Genomic DNA, 17848 nt, shown 5'->3' with positions numbered 1-17848 from the left:
CCCCGATTCCCACCCACCCATTTACTATGTCTTCGGAAACCGACGTTCTTTCCCCCAAGGCCCAGGTGCAACGCAACAAAGGCTCCCTAAACGCCGCAGGCTTCACCGATTACTACGACATCGACGACCTGCTCACGGAAGAGCACAAGCTCATCCGCCAGAGCATCCGCGACTTCGTGAAAAAGGAAATTTCGCCCAACATCGAGAAGTGGGCCCAGCAGGCGCATTTCCCCTCCGAAATCGTGCGCAAGTTTGGCGACGTCGGCGCGTTCGGGCCCACTATTCCCACGGAGTACGGCGGGGGCGGCCTCGACTACATCAGCTACGGCCTCATCATGCAGGAAATTGAGCGCGGCGACTCCGGCATGCGCTCTACGGCCTCGGTGCAAGGCTCCCTGGTGATGTTCCCCATCTACCAGTACGGCTCCGAGGAGCAGCGCCGCAAGTACCTGCCCAAGCTGGCCTCCGGCGAGTGGCTGGGCTGCTTCGGCCTCACCGAGCCCGACCACGGCTCGAACCCCGGCGGCATGGTCACCACCATCAAGGATATGGGCGACTATTATCTGCTGAATGGTGCCAAGCTCTGGATTTCCAACTCCCCCGAAAGCCAGGTGGCCGTGGTATGGGCCAAGGATGAAGCCGGCCGTATCCGCGGGGTTATCGTGGAGCGCGGCATGGAAGGCTTCACCGCCCCCGAAATCCACAACAAGTGGAGCCTGCGCGCCAGCATCACCGGCGAGCTGGTGTTCGACAACGTGAAGGTGCCCAAGGAAAACCTGCTGCCCAACGTGGAAGGCCTCAAAGGCCCGCTCGGCTGCCTCGACTCGGCCCGCTACGGTATTGCCTGGGGCGCCATCGGCGTGGCTATCGACTGCTACGAGTCGGCGCTGAAATACTCGTTAGAGCGTGAGCAGTTCGGCAAGCCCATTGCTAGCTTCCAGCTGCAGCAGAAAAAGCTGGCCGAAATGATTACCGAAATCACCAAGGCTCAGCTGATGGTGTGGCGCCTCGGTATGCTCAAAAATGCCGGCAAAGCCACTTCGGCCCAGATTTCGATGGCTAAGCGCAACTCGGTGGACATGGCCTTGCACGTAGCCCGCGAAGCCCGCCAGATTCACGGCGGCATGGGCATCACGGGCGAGTACCCCATCATGCGCCACATGATGAACCTAGAGTCCGTCATCACCTATGAAGGCACCCACGACATCCATCTGCTCATCACCGGCGCCGACATCACCGGTATTCAGGCGTTTAAGTAAGCTGATAAGTTTTGCTTGAAAAGCCCCGCTGACACACTCGTCAGCGGGGCTTTTTGTTGGCTGCTACAGGTGTACTTACAGCTTCCGGAGTAGATAAGTGGTTTCATTGATGACTCCCTGATAACTATTGTTCTGCGTCACGCCGATTACGCTCCATCCCTCGGCCGCCAACTGGTTTAATTTGCGCAATTCCAGCTGATGCAGCGCCAGAAACCCCTCCGCTACATTCTTGGGGCTAACCATTTTACTGTCCAGTGCTTCAGTGGTTTGTTCGCCCGATTCAGACGTGACCGTCAGGCTGGCGTTGAAGGAGCCCAGGCCCGCGGTGCGCCCCACGCCGGTAACCATCATGTACCCCGTTGACGCGGCGGGCTTCGGATAAAAGGCCCAGGAAACCGTGGCACTCAGCAATAAGGCGGCGGCGAGAAAACGTTTTTTCATGATAAGGGAAGGAAGAAATAGATTGAGGCAAACAACATAAGCAAAAACCTGCAAGCCGCCTGATTGCTATGGCGGCAGCCGTACCCTAACAGCGCCAAAGCGCCCTTATCGGGCTTACCGCGTCACCTCCAGCAGCCAGTTCTCAACCTAACAGGAAAGGAGACACAAGTGCTGCTGGCCGTGCCACGTATTGGTTGCCAGCTTGGCGGCTACTAGCCAATGGTAGTGGGTAGGATCATTGCTTTCACCGCAGCTCATCAAACGCGTACTGTCCCGTGCTCCAGAAGGCATCCAGCGCCATAATGCGGGGCTTGAAAAAGGAAATCAACCGGGGCCAGTCGTCGCGGCTGAATAGGTTCATAGGGCGCAGCTCCTGGTAGATGCGGGCCACGGGCTGGCCGCTTTCATTCACGGCTTCGGGTTCCCAGGTCCAGGCCTCGCCGGTGGCTTCTTCCAGCAGCAGCCGCACTTCCTGAAACTGGGCATAGAACAACTCCCGCAGGCCGGCGTCGGGGTGGGTGATGTCGATGCCAATGGTGGCGTGGCGGCCGTCGGCGTGCAGGCGGAAGTACACGTGCTTGAGGCCGGTTTTGTAGTTCACCCAGTTCACCCGCTCGCCCTCGGCACCGGGCACGGGCTGCATATACTGGCCAAAGGTGGTCCAGAAGGCTTGGCGGAGCTGGGTTACTTCGGTTTTGCTGTACATAGTGGCGGCAAAAGTATAGCCTGCGGATCGTGCGTCCGACGGCGCGGCACCTGAATTCCGGTAAATTCCAAGGGTCAGCCCTGGCGCACTGAGGGCGTTGGTGTTATACTTACGGCCTCATCCACATCTTGTCGCCCTATGGCTATTGCTGTTTCCCCCACCGGCCGGGAGTTGGTTTTACTGGAATGTCTCGTAGCTGGCACTACCCACCGCGCCGGCCTGCGCGAGTTTGAGCCCCAGCTCCAGCCCGGTCAGGCCCTGGCCGTGGAGCGGGAGTCCGACAGCACCTTCGACGACTGGGCCGTGCGGGTGCTCACCGCCGGCCCCGACGCCTTCTGGCTGGGCTACCTGCCCGAAGGCCGTAACGAAACTGTGGCCCGCCTGCTCGACGCCGGCTTTCCGCTGACGGCCCGCCTGACGCACAAAGCCTGGGAAGACGACTGGCTGCACCTGGAAATAGAAGTGCTCCTCCCAGCTCACTAAGAAATAAAGAGTATCATCCTGAGCAGAGTGCAGGATAATACTCTTTAACTGCCTGCGTTCTTACAGGTAATCGGCCAGGGCCAGCACTTCCCGGCGGGCCTGCGCAATGTCGGCGTCGTCGGGGAAGGTTTGCTGCACCCAGCGCGTGAAGCCGCTCACCATTTCGCCCACCGCCTGCCGGTGACTGGCCGGGGAGGGCTCCGATGCCGCGCCCTCCTCAACCGAAATCATGGGAAAGGCGTCTTCCAGGCCAATGCGGCTCATCACATCCGACACAAACACCATCCCGCAGACCTGCATGCCCTGATAGAGCTGCACCAGCTCCGGCATGGTGAGCTGCAGCTGCTCCTGGGCCCGGATGCCGCTCAGCCGCTCAATCAGGGGTTCCAGGGCCGCGCTGGTAAGCTGCGGAAGTTTGCCCACGGCGCGCAGGAAGGGGTGGTCGGCGGCCTGGGGCAGGCTATGTACCAGCAGCAAAGCCAACCGCAGCATCTGCAACTGGGGTTCCGCCAGCCGCAGGTTGGCTGCGGGCAGCTGTGCTTGCTGCCCCGCCAGTAGTTCCTCAAAAGCTTCTTCCACGCGCAGGCGGTGGAGTCCCAGCGAGGCAGAACCGGCCGGAGCAGGCAGGTGCTCCTCTAAGGTAGAGAGAAAGGCGCCGCTCAGCTCCAGACAGTAGGTACGCAATTGCACCAGCTGCTCGGGCGTAATGCTCATCTGGCGCTGCACGTATGCAAGTACGGGCGTAGCTAAATTGGTATCGAGGGTAAGGCGCCCCAGCAAGAGCAGGTGGTAGAGCTGCAGGGGCGTCGTGCGCAGGGCTGTAAGCAAGGCCTCGTGCGTTTGAATCTGGTTGAGCTGCTGAACGGTATCCAGGCCAAGCCCGCTAAGCGCAATAAGGGGCTGAGCAGCGGGTTGACTTAAGAGTTCAGCGCAGGCCATGCCATGCAGACTCAGGCAGTGGGCCAGCTGATCGTAGAAATCGGCTGGCAGGGCATCAAGCCAGGAAGCAGAGGCAGCAGACATAGGCAAGGGTTTGGAGCGCAAGGTACATAGTCGGCCCAGAATGCCTAACCTCCGATGGTTGCCAATTTATTTAGTAAAAACGGCAGTGTTCTGCCGGGATTTGCTAATAAAATTGTGCGTCTTGGGGACAAATCCTGCCGCCGCAGTGTTACCTTGCTACTCAACTTTCCGCTTCTTTTGCACATGCGCGAACAATACCTCACCGGCGGCAATGCCCACATGGATGCCACCGATAAAGACATCGACAAGGCCCTCCGCCCGCTCAGCTTCTCTGATTTCGCGGGGCAGGACAAGGTGGTGGAAAACCTGAAAGTATTTGTGGGAGCTGCCCGGCAGCGCGGCGAGGCCCTCGACCACGTGCTGCTGCACGGCCCGCCCGGCCTGGGCAAAACCACCCTCTCGCACATCATTGCCAACGAGCTGCAGGCGGGTATCAAGATGACCTCCGGCCCGGTGCTCGACAAGCCTTCTGACTTGGCAGGCCTGCTCACCAACCTGGAGCCGCACGACGTGCTGTTCATCGATGAAATTCACCGTCTGAACCCCGTGGTGGAGGAATACCTCTACTCGGCTATGGAGGACTACCGCATCGACATCATGCTCGACTCGGGCCCCAACGCCCGCTCCGTGCAGATTTCCCTGTCGCCCTTTACGCTGATTGGGGCCACCACGCGCTCCGGTATGCTCACCTCGCCGCTGCGGGCGCGCTTCGGTATTTCGGCCCGTCTGGAGTACTACGACGCCCCGTTGCTGACCAGCATTGTGAAACGCTCGGCTGAAATCCTGGGCACACCCATTCACGAGGATGCGGCCTTCGAAATTGCCCGCCGCTCACGCGGTACCCCGCGTATTGCCAACAACCTGCTGCGCCGCACCCGCGACTTCGCCCAGATCAAAGGCACCGGCACCATCACCCAGGATATTTCCCAGTTTGCCCTTTCGGCGCTGGATGTGGACGCCCGCGGCCTCGACGACATGGACAAGCGCATCCTGAGCACCATCATCGACAAGTTTAAGGGTGGACCAGTAGGCCTGAGCACCATTGCCACAGCCTGCGGCGAGGAAGCCGAAACCATCGAGGAAGTGTACGAGCCGTTCCTGATTCAGGAAGGCTACATCAAGCGCACCAGCCGGGGCCGTGAAGCCACCGAGCACGCCTACCAGCACCTGGGCCGCCTCATGCCCCAGCACCTGCGCGGCAACAGCGGCACTACGGGGGAGCTGTTTAGCTAAGTAAAACGCTGTCATCCTGAGCGAAGCGAAGGACCTTCTTACGTAGCAACAATTTGTTCTACTGTAAGAAGGTCCTTCGCTCCGCTCAGGATGACGTATTTTTGTAGTTCGCCAATTCGACCTCTATGCTGCCCACCGCCCATTACACTGCTTTCATCAAACGCCGGGCGGCGGAGCTGGGCTTTATGTACTGCGGCATTTCCCAGGCCGGGTTTCTGGAGGAAGAAGCCCCGCGCCTCGAAAACTGGCTGAATCGCAACATGCACGGGCAGATGGCCTACATGGCCAACCACTTCGATAAGCGCCTCGATCCACGCCTGCTTGTAGATGGCGCCAAATCGGTCATTTCCCTCCTCCTGAACTACTACCCGCCCCAGGAAGAGCAGCAGCCCAACGATACGCTCAAAGTCAGCAAATACGCCTACGGCCGCGACTACCACTTTGTCATCAAAGACAAGCTGAAGACGCTGCTGCAGGACATGCAGGAGGAAATAGGGGAGGTAGGCGGCCGGTGCTTCGTGGACTCGGCGCCGGTGCTGGATAAGGCCTGGGCCAAGAAGAGCGGGCTGGGCTGGGTAGGCAAAAACGCCAACCTGATTACGCCCGGCGTGGGCTCGTTCTACTTCATTGCCGAACTCATCGTGGACGTAGAGCTGGACTACGACGGTCCTATCAAAGATTACTGCGGTACCTGTACCAAGTGCGTGGATGCCTGCCCTACCCAAGCCATTACCGAGCCTTACGTGGTCGACGGCAGCAAGTGCATCAGCTACTTCACTATTGAGCTGAAAGACCAGATTCCAAGGGAAGTGAACGGGCAGTTCGGCAACTGGGTATTCGGCTGCGACATTTGCCAGGATGTGTGCCCCTGGAACCGCTTTTCGCGGCCGCACCAGGAGCTCCAGTTCACGGCTCACCCCGCCCTCAAAGACCTCACGCGCGGCGACTGGCAGGAAATTACCCACGAGCTTTTCTCCGAGCTGTTTCGGCAGTCGGCAGTGAAGCGTACGGGGTATGCAGGGTTGCAGCGCAACATCCGCTTCGTAACGGAAGCTGCGCCATTTATATACCCGGAAGAAAAAGGTACTTAGGCGGTGGCTGCTTGGCCAAACACGCGGTTGAGAATGGTGCGGTACACCCGGGCAAACTGCTGGTAGCACCAGGCGCGCAACTCCCGAAGTTCATCGGGCACTAGCATACGTAACGCTTTACGCAGCTCTTTTTCAAACAGAATTTTGTCGAAGCTAACTTTTACTAAAATAGTTTTGGCGTACTCCAGCATGGTGTTCAGCGCTTAGGGTTGCGGAGTTGGAAAAGAGGACAGGCGACGTATACGCGAGCCATCAAAAAAGGCTAGCTTACCAGGGTCACTGAATTTGGCTTGGTAGTGAAATATACAAGATATCTGGGAGATAATGCAAGCTCCGCCGTAAGAAAATCCCCCCTGCCAGCAACTGCAAGATGCTGACAGGGGGGATTTTGCGTGAAAAGGCTGAATAAGCAGCCTAATAGATGAAAATATTAGCCAATGCGGTGCTCTGAGCGGTGGTTAGCGGCTCATCAAATGCCTCCTGCGCCGAGCGTAGCGCCCGGTCCCGGTCAGAACCAATCCGCAACTCTTCCAGCTGAACGGTTGCCGAATTAGGCAGGGCCTGCGTAAGAGCGTCTTCGCCAACGTAAGCGGCATCGGAGGCCGGCGCGGCCGGGCTACCGCTTAGACCGGGGCCTACCCAGTTACGGATGGGCTCCGCCGCACCAGTCTGGCGCAGACGCCGCAGGCGGCGGATGTGGGAAGCATGGCGCGCTTCTACGGAGTGAATGCGGAAAGCGGCTTCCAGCAAGGCGTTGTCGTTGATAAGGAAGCCAGCTTGACCTTTATAGGCCCGCACGCCGGCATCTTCCAGGGTCTGCGCTACCTGCAGGAAGGTATCGAAGTTGGTGAAAACGTCGGGGAACAGAGCTGCTTGGGCGCCATTGCGGCTGCCAGTAAAATCGAAGCGAGGCCGGGCCGGCACCACTACGCCCGAGTTTTCGAGGGCTGCCTGCAGAAAGGCCACGTGCTGGTCTTCGTGCAGCTGAAGGGTTTCCAGATCGGCACGCAGGCTGGCCGGGACAAAGTCGGCCGAAACCAGACTACCATCGGGGCGAGCCAGCTTGCCCAGGGCAGTGCGGTAAAAGTCGCTTTCGAGGTATTCCAGCGTAAGGGCCAGCTGCAGCACATCCAGGAGATTCTCGCGGGTGCCAGCCTTGGCAGTGGAAGTTGAAACGGCCAGCAGCGGCAGGGCCGTAGCCGCCACCCGGCCGCCCAGCTGGCTTAGCTGCCGCAACATCGTGCGGCGCTGACTAGCCTGTGTATATACCGCCGGATTGGCCTGCGCCAGATCGGCAAGAAGCTGAAGAAAATTCATAGGACAGAACGCTGAATCAGGCAGTGGGCAGATTGTCGGCCGACACTTTGATGACCAGGTATTTATTAAGCTCCGTGATAACCTCGGCAACCGTGAGGGTGCGCTCGAGTCCGGCAAACGTGCCGGATGCCTCCACTACGCTGTTATCAGCAAACGAGCCGGGCTGTAGCAAGTCGTGCATAAGGGCCGCGTGACGGGCTTCTACCGATACTATTTTACCCAGCAGCAGCAGGTAAGTGCCGTCGGCAAACAGGGGGGCCGCGCCATTGTAAGCCGCTACAATCAGGTCCTCAAACATGCGGGCCGCCGTAAGCACCCCCGAGCGGGACGAAAGGGAAAGCGAAGCAAAGGTGAACTCCAAGTTGCTGAGTACCCCCGCGCCGGCCACCGACAGAGCCTGCAGCAGCAATTCCCGGTGCACTACCTCGTGTTGGTAGATCTGAGTGAGCAAATCTTTGTCTTCCGTGCTCATGTCGGCGGGAGCGGCGGCCAGCACCTGCTGGTAGAAAGCCGCTTCCAGCTGTTCCAGCACGTAGATATAGTTTAGAAGACCGGCATCGGCCTGGCCCAAGCTCAGCACTGAGCTGCCCGTCGGAGCCACGGGGTCGTCGCCGCAACCAGCCAGCGTGAGAGTGGTGGCCGCCGCCACTGCGCCACCAATTCGGAAGAAGGAACGACGGTGCAGGGACCGGGTAAGAAATTTAGTAACTACGGAATCAGACATTCGCAACAAACACAATGCGCAACCAGCAACCCCGAAGCGGAAGTCACCAAACAAAGGTAGCCCGATAAACTCGGATACCCCAACTACAGGAGCCCAAACGTTGCCCTGGCGTTGCACCGGTCCGGGAGCGGGCGTGAGCCGGAAATGCCGGCCGGGCTATACAACAAAAGGCGCCTCCTGGTACAGGAGGCGCCTTTCGGCAATCAGAAAATCAGCGGAGCGCTAGAAGGTTACTACAGACCGGGCAATGGTGGTTACCGTGGTGTTGTCCAAGCCTTCGTCGAAGGCGGCGCTGACATCAGCGGCCGTGTAGGTAGCCCCGAGCCCGGTGGTCAGCGTGAGAGTAGCCTGGGTGATGTTGTCCTCAGCCGGGAAAGTAGCGGCAGGGTTACCGGCTCCATACACGGCATCGGGGGCCCCATTGGCCTCTTTGCCAACAACCCAGGGCATGATGTTGGATTGCCCCCCGGCGGCGGCACCCCGACGCATGTAGCGAATGTGGGCCGCGTGCCGGGCCTCTACCGAGTGAATCTGCAGAGCCGTTTGGAGAATAGCCGGCTGGTTGGCCGACTGGATTTTGGTAGCCTGGCCTTTGTAGGCGCGTACCCCCGTGTCTTCAAACGCCTGCGCAAACGTGAGGAAGGTAGGATACGTGAGGAAGGCGTTGCCGAAGTCGAAGCTGGCCGGGCGCGGGTTGGCGTTGGTACCCAGCGCGGCTTTCAGCAGGTTCACGTGGGCCGTCTCGTGGTTCTTGATGGTTTGAATGGCCCCACGGGCCGCTGAGCCGCTGGTAAGGTTGGCAGCCAGGGTAGGGGCTGCCAGGGCCTGCGCATAAAAGTCTTCTTCCAGGTACTCCAGCAACAGGGCATAGTTAAGAACCTCGTTGGCGGTGTTGAGCGTGTTCTGGCCGACGGCCTTGTTAAAGGCTGACCCGATGGCAATGGGAGCAGCGGCCAAGGCCATTTTCTTACCCAGCGAGCCTAGCGCTGAAAGCGCGCTGCGGCGGTGGGAGAGACGGTCCATGATTTCAGGGTCCACCTTCTCCAGCTCCGAGATTATATTGAACAGATTCATATCAAGAGGAAATTGAGGTTGGAAGAAGGCTACTTACCTACGTTGTCGCCGTTAATGGTTTCTTTAATGTACTTCTGGGCCGCTGCCAGTACCGTGGCTACGGGCAGGGCCTGATCAAGGCCGTTGGCATTTACCACGTCGCTGCCGGCAAACGAGCCGTTGTCCAGCAGGTCGCGGACGTAGGCCGCGTGGCGGGCTTCCACCGACACAATTTTGCCGGCCAGCAAGAGGTAGTCGGGGCTTTTGAGCAGGCTGCCAGCGCCGTTGTAGGCGGCTACGCCCAGGTCCTCAAACGTCTTGGCTGCTCCCAGCACTGCGTCGCGGCTAGAGAAGTTGATGGACGAGAAATCGGGGTTGAGGGCCGGAATGCGCGAGGCAGCCGGGATGGCGGCCTTGAAAAAGTCGCGGTGAATTGCTTCATGCTTGGCAATGGCCGTCAGGGCGGTCATTTCGTCGGCCGGCATGCTGGCATAAGGCGTGGCAATTACCTGTGCGTAGAAAGCGGCTTCCAGCTGCTCCAGGGCGTACGCATAGTTCAACACCCCTATATCACCCGAGCCAAGGCTCACCGTGCCTGCGGCCGGGGTTTCGTCGTCATCATCGTCGCAGCCGGAAAGTAGTAGGGCCGTGGCCCCGGCCGTTGCACCGGCATACATGAAGAACGAGCGGCGCTTGATGGGCGCGTGCAGCGGGGTAGTCAGCTCCGCTTCTTCGCCTTCTTTTTTGAGGAAGTTGGACATGGAAAAATTAGAATGGGTGAGGAATAGAAAAGGTGGGCAATACCCCGCCAGCCTGGCCCAAAACGGGGAAGGAGCGGCGAAAAACCCAGTAAAACCTGAATCTGAACTCACATACGGGCTTAGCTGAACTATAGATTGCGCAGTCCCTAATTTTTTGTAAATACCGGATTTGATATAACTTATTTGATGCATGGTTACGCTGGCTCACGTTGGGCTTTTCCGCAGAAAAGCAGCTTTTTACGTAGTTTTAGGAGCTGGCTAAGTTTTTTTCGCACATGCACTTTTTTTTTCGCTGGGTGCTACTGCTCAGCTTCTTTTCGGGCCTGCTTCCGGCCGCCAAGGCACAGGTACCCGCTGCTCCGGCTGCCCCAGCCACTGCCACGGGCCAGGTGCGGCTGGTGTTGGGGCCAACCAGCTTCCCGCTGAATGAGTATTTCACCCTGGCTTTTCAGCTGGAAGGCGCCCCGTTAGCGCGCTATTCGGCTTTTCCGGACATTGAGGGGTTCAAAAAAAGCGGCAAGTCCAGCACCACCACAACCCGCATTGTGGGCGGGAAGTCTTCCACCCAGCTGACCATTACCCAGCGCTATGCCGCCTACAAGGAAGGTGAGTACGTGCTGCCAGCCTTTACCATAAGCGTAAACGGCCAGCAGGTGCGCTCCGGGGGAGCTACTCTGAAAGTACTTCCTCAGCAGGCAGTGGCCACCCCCAGTGCTCCACCCGGCGTGGGGCTGTTAGATCAGCTTTTCGGCAAGCAGAAACCGCAGGAGTTTGTGGAACCCCAGGATAACGCCTTTCTGGCCGTGGTGCCCGATAAAACCAGCGTGTACGTGGGTGAGCCGGTACACGTAGGGCTGTACTTCTACCTAACGCCCGCCGACCAGGGCTTGCTCGATTTTTATGATTACAACCGGCAGCTGCCCCGCATTCTGCGGCGGTTGCAACAACCGGCCGTGTGGGTTGAGCCCTCCGACGAGCAGGAGGTGTTGCCTGAGAATACCACTGTGGGTGGCAAGCCCTACTTGCGTTACCACCTCTACGAAGCCGTTTATTACCCGCTCACGCCCCGTGCGCTGGAATGGCCGGCCGTAGATCTGCAGATGATTAAGTACAAATTGCCCAAGAAGCCCGATCCGACCCTCGATAACCGCATGACGGGCCTGAAAACGTATATTTCCCTGCCGCGCACGGTGGCGGTCAAGCCCCTGCCGCCGCACCCGCTGCGCGACCAGGCCGTGGTAGGCTCTTACCGCTTGCTGGAGTCCGTGGACCGCAGTCGGTTCCGCACGGGGCAGGCTTTCACGTATACACTGCGCATAGAGGGCGAGGGAAACCTGGCCGCCGTGAATCCGGTGGCCCCTACGGAGCAGGCAGGGGCAGAAATCTTCGGACCCGAAGTCCACCAGGAGGTAACGCGCGCCAACGGGCGGGTAGGGGGATACAAAACCTTCCGCTACCGCATTGTGCCCCGGCAGCCCGGGGTGCTGGCTCTGGACAGCCTGTTTGCGGTGCCCGTGTTTGACCCCGCCACCCAAAACTACCAGGTGCTGCGCGCTAGCCTGAAGGTGAAGGTCCTGGGCGCCGCGCAGGCCCCCGCCATCAGCACCCGCACCACCGACCCCTACTACCAGAGCCGGCTGGAAAGCGCCGACAACCAGCTGCTGCCTCTCAAGACGCCCGATGAGGTGCGGCGCTACGCCAATTACCTGCTGGCCGGACTGTTGTTGCTGGCGGCTTTTGGTTGGTGGCGTGGCAATACCGGCGCGTAAGCCGTAGCTTGCGGCTCAGGCTGCTAGTGGCCAGGTTAATTTTAATGAAGTGGCCAGCCAGGCCCTTGGGGAATGAGTAACACGTTTGGGCGGCTATTCCGCATCACCACCTTTGGAGAATCACACGGACCCGGCATCGGGGTTATCGTAGATGGCTGCCCGGCGGGCTTAGCGCTGGAGGGGCAGGAAATTCAAACGGCGCTGGACCGGCGGCGGCCCGGCCAGAGCGAGCTAACTACCCCGCGCCAGGAAGCCGACCAAGTAGAAGTGCTAGCGGGCTGGTTTGAGGGCTATACTACCGGCACGCCGCTGAGTTTGCTTATTCGCAACCAGGACCAGCGCAGCCACGACTACACCCACATCCAGCACGCCTATCGCCCCTCCCACGCCGACTATACCTACGACCAGAAGTACGGCCGCCGCGACTACCGCGGGGGCGGGCGCAGCTCGGCCCGGGAAACGGCGGCCCGCGTAGCCGCCGGTGCCGTAGCTGCAGCCTTCCTGCGCCAGCACGGCATTCAGGTGCAAAGCTACGTGTCGCAGGTAGGGGGCGTGAAGGTGCCCGTAGGCTACGAGGAGTTGGATCTGAGTCTTATCGACTCGAATATGGTCCGCTGCCCCCATCCCGAAACGGCTGAGCGCATGGCCGACCTCATTCGCCAGACCCGCGACCGGCACGACACTGTGGGAGGCGTAGTAACGGGCGTGGTGCGCGGGGTGCCGGCCGGCCTGGGCGAGCCAGTGTTCGACAAGCTGCACGCCGAGCTAGGCAAAGCCATGCTGAGCATCAACGCCGTGAAGGGCTTCGAGTACGGTTCGGGCTTCGAGGGCACGCTGCTGTTTGGCTCGGAGCACAACGACGCCTTCTACACCGACGAGGCCGGCCAGGTGCGCACGCGCACCAACCACTCGGGCGGCATTCAGGGCGGCATCAGCAACGGGCAGGATATTTACTTCCGCGTGGCCTTCAAGCCCGTGGCGACCATTCTGCAAAGTCAGGCCACCATCAACGACCAGGGCGAAGCCATTGCTCTGGCCGGCAAGGGCCGCCACGACCCCTGCGTACTGCCCCGCGCCGTGCCCATCGTGGATGCCATGGCCAACCTGGTGCTGGCCGATATGCTACTGCGCGCCCGCGCCAACCGGGTGTAGCTCACTCCAGGGCTAATCCAGAATCACGAACTCCACCCGCCGGTTGCGCCGGCGGTTGGTTTCGGTGTCGTTGGCCGCTACCGGGCGGGAGGAGCCGTAGCCCGTGGTTTCCAGTCGGGTGGCGGCCACCCCGTATTTCACCAGAAAGGCCTGAATGGCCTGAGCCCGCTGCTCGCTTAGTAACTGATTTTTCTCCTCGGGCCCCTGGTTGTCGGTATGGCCTTCGAGCCGGATGCGCAGCGCGGGTTGGTCGTTGAGGGCTTTGGCCAAGCGCGCCAGCTCGGGTTTGGAAGTACCCAGCAACTCGGGTTTTCCCTGCACAAAAAATACGTTGCGAAGGGCCAGCCGCTGCCCCGCACGCAGGGGAGTGGCCAGGGCTGCGGCTGCGTCGGTGGCTTCGGCAGCAGCTACCGGAGCTGGTTTGGGTTCCGGCGTGACGGGTATTGCGACGGGCTCTGGCTCCGGTTCCAGCAGCCAGACGCGCAGGTGGCGCAGGCTGGCTTCGGCGCCCAGGTTGGTTTCCAGCCCTAGGCCGTGGCCCAGCATCCGCGTGAGCTGCTGCTCCCAAACCCGCGTCCCGTTCACGAAGTACTGCACCTGCGGGCCGCGGCACTCTATCCGCATGGTGTGCCAACTGGTTTGACGACCCACGGCGGCCGAATAGGCATTGTCGCCGTTGGTGGAAAAGAATTTTCCTCCGCGCCAGCCGCACACGGCAAACCGATGCTCGCTCATGGTACCGAACAGGCGCATGTTGTCGCGGCTGCCGGAACCCCAGGCCAGGCAGCCCGCCGAGGTGGTGCTCAGCTCGGCCTCAATGATGAAGTTCTGGCTTTTTTCCAGCTCCGGGATAAACAGCAGGGCCACGCTGGTATTGTTTTCGTTGCCGCGTGCTTTGGCCACATACTCCCCGCGCTTTACTTTATACTCGGCGTTGTTGATGAGGCCCGTAGGCCAGTTGCGGTGGTTGTCCTGAAAGTCTTCTTCCAGAATCAGACGCGGGACCAAGGTCTGGGCCGAGGCTACGCTGGTAAATAGGGTGCAGACCAGAAGCAGAGCGAAGCGAAAAAGCATAAAAAGCGGTCCGAAGGTGAGCTGACAAAACTATCCGCGTGTCTCTGACTGGGCCATACCCACCAGCCCGTATTTTCATCTCCGGGCTGGCCGCATTCTGCTACCTTTGTAACCTATCGGGGGCTCGCGCTGTTGTGAGGGCGTCAGCCCAGGCTAAGCGGCCGGCTGCCCTTGAAGTTTTTGCTTTCTCCGTCATTTTGTTTTGACCGAATATGTCTACCATTTCCATCTACGCCGAAGCTTCGCCCAACCCGGAGAGCATGAAGTTCGTGCTGAACCAGCAGCTGCTCACCGATGGCGTGAGCGTGGATTACCCCAACCTGGAGGCCGCCGCCAATTCGCCGCTGGCCCAGGAACTGTTCAACTTTGATTACGTGGGCCGGGTGTTCATTGCCCAGAACTTCGTAACCGTCACCAAAACCACCGAGCACCAGTGGGCGCAGCTGATTCCGGAAATTCGCACGTTCCTGAAGTCGTACGTGGAGGCGGGCGGGTCCATCTTCACCGTGGACCCCGCTGCTGAGCAGAAAGCCGCCCAAACGGCTGCCGCTACCGGCAACGCCTCGGAGCAGGACCAGCAAACCAGCCAGAAAATCATCGACCTGCTCGACAACTACGTGCGCCCCGCCGTGGAGCAGGATGGGGGCAACATCACCTTCAAGAGCTACAACGCCGGCATCGTAACCGTAAACCTACAGGGCTCCTGCTCGGGCTGCCCCTCGGCCACTGTTACGCTGAAATCAGGCATCGAAAACCTGCTCAAGCGCATGGTGCCCGAAGTAACGGAAGTAGTAGCCGAAGGTATTACGGTGTAACTACTTGCTTTTAACTAGAACCAGAAAGCCCGGTTCCTGCGAATCGGGCTTTTTGGTTTTTAAGGCCTTGGAGTTGCTCTGCCGCTGACGAATTCTGTCAGTACTACTTGTGCTTGACACCAAAGGCGCGCGACACGTTGAAGCCAAAGTAGATGTCACCGTCCCAGAAGTTACCTTGCGTTTGGGGCACGAAGAATTTCTCAATCATGCCCTGAGAGTTGGTAAAGTGGAGTTGGAAGACGTGGCCCCCGGTTTCTATATCAAACCCCACGGCCAGGGAGTTGCGGAAGTCGTCGGCGGTGGGGCCGGGCAGCAGGTAGTAATACTCCAGGGTAAGGGCCACGCGCTTGCTGAGCTTCTGGCGGCCCGCAATGCCCAGGGCCAGCACGTCGTTGTTGTCACGCTCCGTGGCCACGAAGTTGCGGTGCACCAGCGTGGGCATCAGCTGCAGGGAAAGGCCAGGACTGAATTTCCGGGCCACCAATGCTTGATACGTATACGTCAGGCGTGACCGGAAAGGCCGCTCGTTGCCAAAGCGTAGCGTGGTGAGGGCTGTACTGCCGAACAAAGTAACGGACACCGGCATGTGAGTGGGCTGCTGGCGGAGCAGGCGGTATTTCACAAACCCGTCGTAGGTTTTTTCCAGGGAGCTGCGCCCCACGCCTACGGCCAGCCGGTCGTTCAGGCCGTATTCCAGGCCCAGGCGGATGGTAGCCTGATCGAGCCCAAAGAAGTTATACGCGCCGCTGTTGAGCGTGCCGAAGCGGTGCGAGATAAGAAAGAGCAGCACACCCTGGCCCGGGGTTTCGATGGAGTGCCCATTGCTGACGCGGGTGCCCTTAAACGTAGCGACTACGGGCTCCGGAGTACGAAGACTGTCTTGGGTGGTAAGTTGGTTGAGCAGGCTGTCCTGAGCCACGGCCGGGACTGCCCCAGCCAGCAGCAAGCTCAGACAGACAATAAAGCGCAAAGCAGAGGGTAGCCGAAAAAGCATAGCCAGCGGTGGTGTTAGGGTTGAGAAGGGCAAGTGAGGGCCACGGTCACGGCCACTGATTTGGCAATATGCTCGCGCACCAGCAGCGGAATTTCAATGTTATAATCGGCGGGGGCTACCGCAAACTTGGCATTCACGACTAGGGTACTGCCGCGTAGCTCCAGGGTGCCGGGCACCTTCACGCGCCGCTTCACCCCGTGAATGGTCAGGTCGCCCTCCACCATTACGTTGCGGGCACTCCCGGATGTCAGGGGTTCGGCTGCCGGCCAGTTCAGCAGCTTGCCCGCGAAGGTGGCCCGCGGGTACTTCTCCGACTCCACGTAGTTTTCGTTGAAGTGCTCCTGCATCAGGCTATTCGGAAACACGAAGGCGCGCATGGGAGCGGTGAAGGCCACCTGGCCGGTTTGCAGATCCAGGATGGCAGCCACCTGCTCGTTGCGGGCTTCAATGTCTTCAAGCGGAGAGGAGGAAAAGAAGGTAATGCGCCCGGTGCGCGTGAGGTATTTGCCTTGGGCAAAAGCACTGCATATGGGGCCGAGCAGGAGGCAGAGAAAAAGCCAGCACGTTTTCATGGGAAACTCAATTGTTGGGGGTACCTGCCTCTACCCAGGCCCGGATGGCCGCCACTTCACAGGTACTCAGGGCGAAGCCACTTTTGGGCATGGCCGGGTAGCCCGAGCCGGGGGTGAGCACGCCCAGCAGGGCGCCGTGCTCCGCGTGGTGCTGCACGGCGGCCAGGTTGTCGAGCACCACATTGCCTTCTGCCTCTCCTCCGCCGTGGCAGGGATAGCAGCGCTGTTGCAACAAAGGCTGAATGGTCCGGCTGTAAGTCACCGCCGATACGTCGCAGGTGGGCTGCGGCAGCAGTTCTTCAGCATTTTCGTAGGCGCAGGCAGGCAACAGCAAGCCTAGCCCAAGCCAATACGGCGGGAAGCGCAGTTTCATGATGAGTAAGTAAATAGAAGAAAGAAAAGCGCGGGGGAGGGGCTAGTGCGGTAGAGCTGCGGCTCTCAGCAGGCGGTATTGCGCCCCGAAAAACACGCCCGCACTGCTCAGGCGCACCTGGCCAGCCCCCACGCCGCCCAGCGGGATTTTCACGAAAGGCTCGGCCCGTAGCCCCCAGCGCGCCGCTACCTGCCGCTCGTAGCCCACCGACAGATTCACCACGCTCAGCCAGTGGTTGCTGCCTTTTTGCACCCGCCATTCGCGTTGCACCGGCCGGTTGTAGTAGTCATAATAGTATACGTACCGCTCGTCCCGCATCAGCAGCGACGACAGCCCCGCGCTGGCAAACAGCTGGTATTTCGGTTGTACCCGCAGGGCATAGCGCACGTTCAGTGGAATGTCCACCATGCGGCAGTCAGCGTCTACCTCATCAATGTCTATAGAGGAAGGCAGGTAAGCCGGGCGGGCGTGGTAGTCGGTGCCGCGGGCCTGGTAGCGTTTCATGGCCCGCAGCACGCCCACATTCACGCTGAGGCGGTTGGTGAAGAAGTATTCTACCTGGCCGCCCACGTTGCTGCCGGCTTTGCTAATGGGTGAAAAGCGCACGGTGCTTACCTCGGGCGCGTACTGCACCAGCAAGCCAAACCGGTAGGCCGGCGGCGTTGCCTTGCGCTTGGGCTCGGGCGCATGAGCAGAATCCGGTAGGGCTGGAGGGGTATCGGCAAGGGCCAGTGAGTTGACAGGCGCTTTGGCTTCTTGAGAAACAGAGTCTGCTGAAATTATGGTGGGGGCAAACTCTGCAGGGGCAACACTGATAGTTGGAGTAGGCTCAGTAGTTGGCTGATCAACGCTGGCTGTATGCCTAGCGGCACTAGCAAGGCTGGGGCTGGATATAGCCGGGGCCGGGAGTGGAGAAGAAGCCGTAGCAGTCGAGGACTCTACTGTTGAGGAGGGTTGGGGAGGTGGGGAAGTCGGATGGCTCACGGCCACGGCAAGTAGACCGGCGCT

Annotated in this window: 20 protein-coding genes; 7 read left to right on the top strand and 13 right to left on the bottom strand. The window is 60.0% G+C overall.

Annotated features, from left to right (window positions below):
* The first annotated feature begins 26 nt into the window (after positions 1-26).
* Positions 27-1259 carry an acyl-CoA dehydrogenase family protein gene (locus HER32_RS07205; protein ID WP_232066419.1) on the top strand — a complete coding sequence of 411 codons (1233 nt, stop codon included), beginning with the start codon at positions 27-29 and terminating at the stop codon, positions 1257-1259.
* A gap of 75 nt (positions 1260-1334) precedes the next feature.
* On the opposite strand, the gene HER32_RS07200 is transcribed toward HER32_RS07205, so the two are convergent.
* Complete coding sequence (locus HER32_RS07200; protein ID WP_149070912.1) at positions 1335-1700, bottom strand: hypothetical protein; 366 nt, start codon at positions 1698-1700, stop codon at positions 1335-1337.
* A 244-nt stretch (positions 1701-1944) separates the two neighbouring features.
* Positions 1945-2406: a DUF4268 domain-containing protein gene (locus HER32_RS07195; protein ID WP_149070911.1), complete on the bottom strand. Its 462-nt coding sequence runs from the start codon at positions 2404-2406 to the stop codon at positions 1945-1947.
* A gap of 138 nt (positions 2407-2544) precedes the next feature.
* On the opposite strand from HER32_RS07195, the gene HER32_RS07190 reads away from it, so the two are divergent.
* Complete coding sequence (locus HER32_RS07190; RefSeq protein ID WP_168681405.1) at positions 2545-2889, top strand: HIRAN domain-containing protein; 345 nt, start codon at positions 2545-2547, stop codon at positions 2887-2889.
* 60 nt (positions 2890-2949) lie between these two features.
* Here the strand turns inward: HER32_RS07190 and HER32_RS07185 are convergent, their stop codons facing one another.
* A complete protein-coding gene (locus HER32_RS07185; protein ID WP_168681404.1) occupies positions 2950-3912 on the bottom strand; it encodes a hypothetical protein in 963 nt (320 codons plus the stop codon).
* 183 nt (positions 3913-4095) lie between these two features.
* Between HER32_RS07185 and ruvB the strand changes: the two genes are divergently transcribed.
* Both ruvB and queG read left to right on the top strand, forming a co-directional pair.
* A complete protein-coding gene (ruvB, locus tag HER32_RS07180; protein WP_149070908.1) occupies positions 4096-5145 on the top strand; it encodes a Holliday junction branch migration DNA helicase RuvB in 1050 nt (349 codons plus the stop codon).
* 125 nt (positions 5146-5270) lie between these two features.
* Entirely contained in the window at positions 5271-6236 is a 966-nt protein-coding gene (queG, locus tag HER32_RS07175; RefSeq protein WP_168681403.1) for a tRNA epoxyqueuosine(34) reductase QueG, read from the top strand.
* Here the strand turns inward: queG and HER32_RS07170 are convergent.
* The 5 genes from HER32_RS07170 to HER32_RS07150 all read right to left on the bottom strand — a co-directional run bounded on the left by HER32_RS07170 (position 6233) and on the right by HER32_RS07150 (position 10091).
* Positions 6233-6427, bottom strand: coding sequence for a hypothetical protein (locus HER32_RS07170; protein ID WP_149070906.1), 195 nt, complete (start codon positions 6425-6427; stop codon positions 6233-6235). The two genes, queG and HER32_RS07170, sit on opposite strands and share 4 nt — an antisense overlap.
* A gap of 223 nt (positions 6428-6650) precedes the next feature.
* Positions 6651-7553, bottom strand: a complete 903-nt coding sequence (locus HER32_RS07165; protein WP_168681402.1) for a ferritin-like domain-containing protein — start codon at positions 7551-7553, stop codon at positions 6651-6653.
* A gap of 16 nt (positions 7554-7569) precedes the next feature.
* On the bottom strand, positions 7570-8277 hold the full coding sequence (locus HER32_RS07160; RefSeq protein WP_168681401.1) for a ferritin-like domain-containing protein: 708 nt from the start codon (positions 8275-8277) through the stop codon (positions 7570-7572).
* A 222-nt stretch (positions 8278-8499) separates the two neighbouring features.
* The gene (locus tag HER32_RS07155) at positions 8500-9351 is read right to left on the bottom strand and encodes a ferritin-like domain-containing protein (RefSeq protein WP_168681400.1); all 852 of its coding nucleotides are present in this window, start codon (positions 9349-9351) and stop codon (positions 8500-8502) included.
* A gap of 29 nt (positions 9352-9380) precedes the next feature.
* Entirely contained in the window at positions 9381-10091 is a 711-nt protein-coding gene (locus HER32_RS07150) for a ferritin-like domain-containing protein (RefSeq protein ID WP_168681399.1), read from the bottom strand.
* A 275-nt stretch (positions 10092-10366) separates the two neighbouring features.
* Here HER32_RS07150 and HER32_RS07145 point away from each other — a divergent pair, with 275 nt between their 5' ends.
* Entirely contained in the window at positions 10367-11860 is a 1494-nt protein-coding gene (locus HER32_RS07145) for a BatD family protein (RefSeq protein ID WP_168681398.1), read from the top strand.
* Between the two features lie 72 nt (positions 11861-11932).
* Complete coding sequence (gene aroC, locus HER32_RS07140) at positions 11933-13012, top strand: chorismate synthase (RefSeq protein WP_168681397.1); 1080 nt, start codon at positions 11933-11935, stop codon at positions 13010-13012.
* A gap of 12 nt (positions 13013-13024) precedes the next feature.
* On the opposite strand, the gene HER32_RS07135 is transcribed toward aroC, so the two are convergent.
* Positions 13025-14086, bottom strand: a complete 1062-nt coding sequence (locus HER32_RS07135; protein ID WP_168681396.1) for an OmpA family protein — start codon at positions 14084-14086, stop codon at positions 13025-13027.
* 212 nt (positions 14087-14298) lie between these two features.
* Here HER32_RS07135 and HER32_RS07130 point away from each other — a divergent pair, with 212 nt between their 5' ends.
* Complete coding sequence (locus HER32_RS07130) at positions 14299-14901, top strand: NifU family protein (RefSeq protein ID WP_168681395.1); 603 nt, start codon at positions 14299-14301, stop codon at positions 14899-14901.
* A gap of 103 nt (positions 14902-15004) precedes the next feature.
* On the opposite strand, the gene HER32_RS07125 is transcribed toward HER32_RS07130, so the two are convergent.
* From HER32_RS07125 to HER32_RS07110, 4 genes are read right to left on the bottom strand one after another with little or no spacing between them, the layout of a single operon-like run.
* Entirely contained in the window at positions 15005-15895 is an 891-nt protein-coding gene (locus HER32_RS07125; protein WP_232066417.1) for a DUF5777 family beta-barrel protein, read from the bottom strand.
* Between the two features lie 14 nt (positions 15896-15909).
* Entirely contained in the window at positions 15910-16467 is a 558-nt protein-coding gene (locus HER32_RS07120; protein ID WP_168681394.1) for a YceI family protein, read from the bottom strand.
* Between the two features lie 7 nt (positions 16468-16474).
* A complete protein-coding gene (locus tag HER32_RS07115) occupies positions 16475-16840 on the bottom strand; it encodes a hypothetical protein (RefSeq protein WP_168681393.1) in 366 nt (121 codons plus the stop codon).
* A 42-nt stretch (positions 16841-16882) separates the two neighbouring features.
* The gene (locus HER32_RS07110; protein ID WP_187632074.1) at positions 16883-17473 is read right to left on the bottom strand and encodes an outer membrane beta-barrel protein; all 591 of its coding nucleotides are present in this window, start codon (positions 17471-17473) and stop codon (positions 16883-16885) included.
* Between the last annotated feature and the right edge of the window lie 375 nt (positions 17474-17848).

It is taken from the genome of Hymenobacter sp. BT18 (genome assembly GCF_012273015.1).
GTDB classification, from domain to species: domain Bacteria; phylum Bacteroidota; class Bacteroidia; order Cytophagales; family Hymenobacteraceae; genus Hymenobacter; species Hymenobacter lutimineralis.
This window is presented reverse-complemented; position numbering and strand designations above follow the sequence as displayed.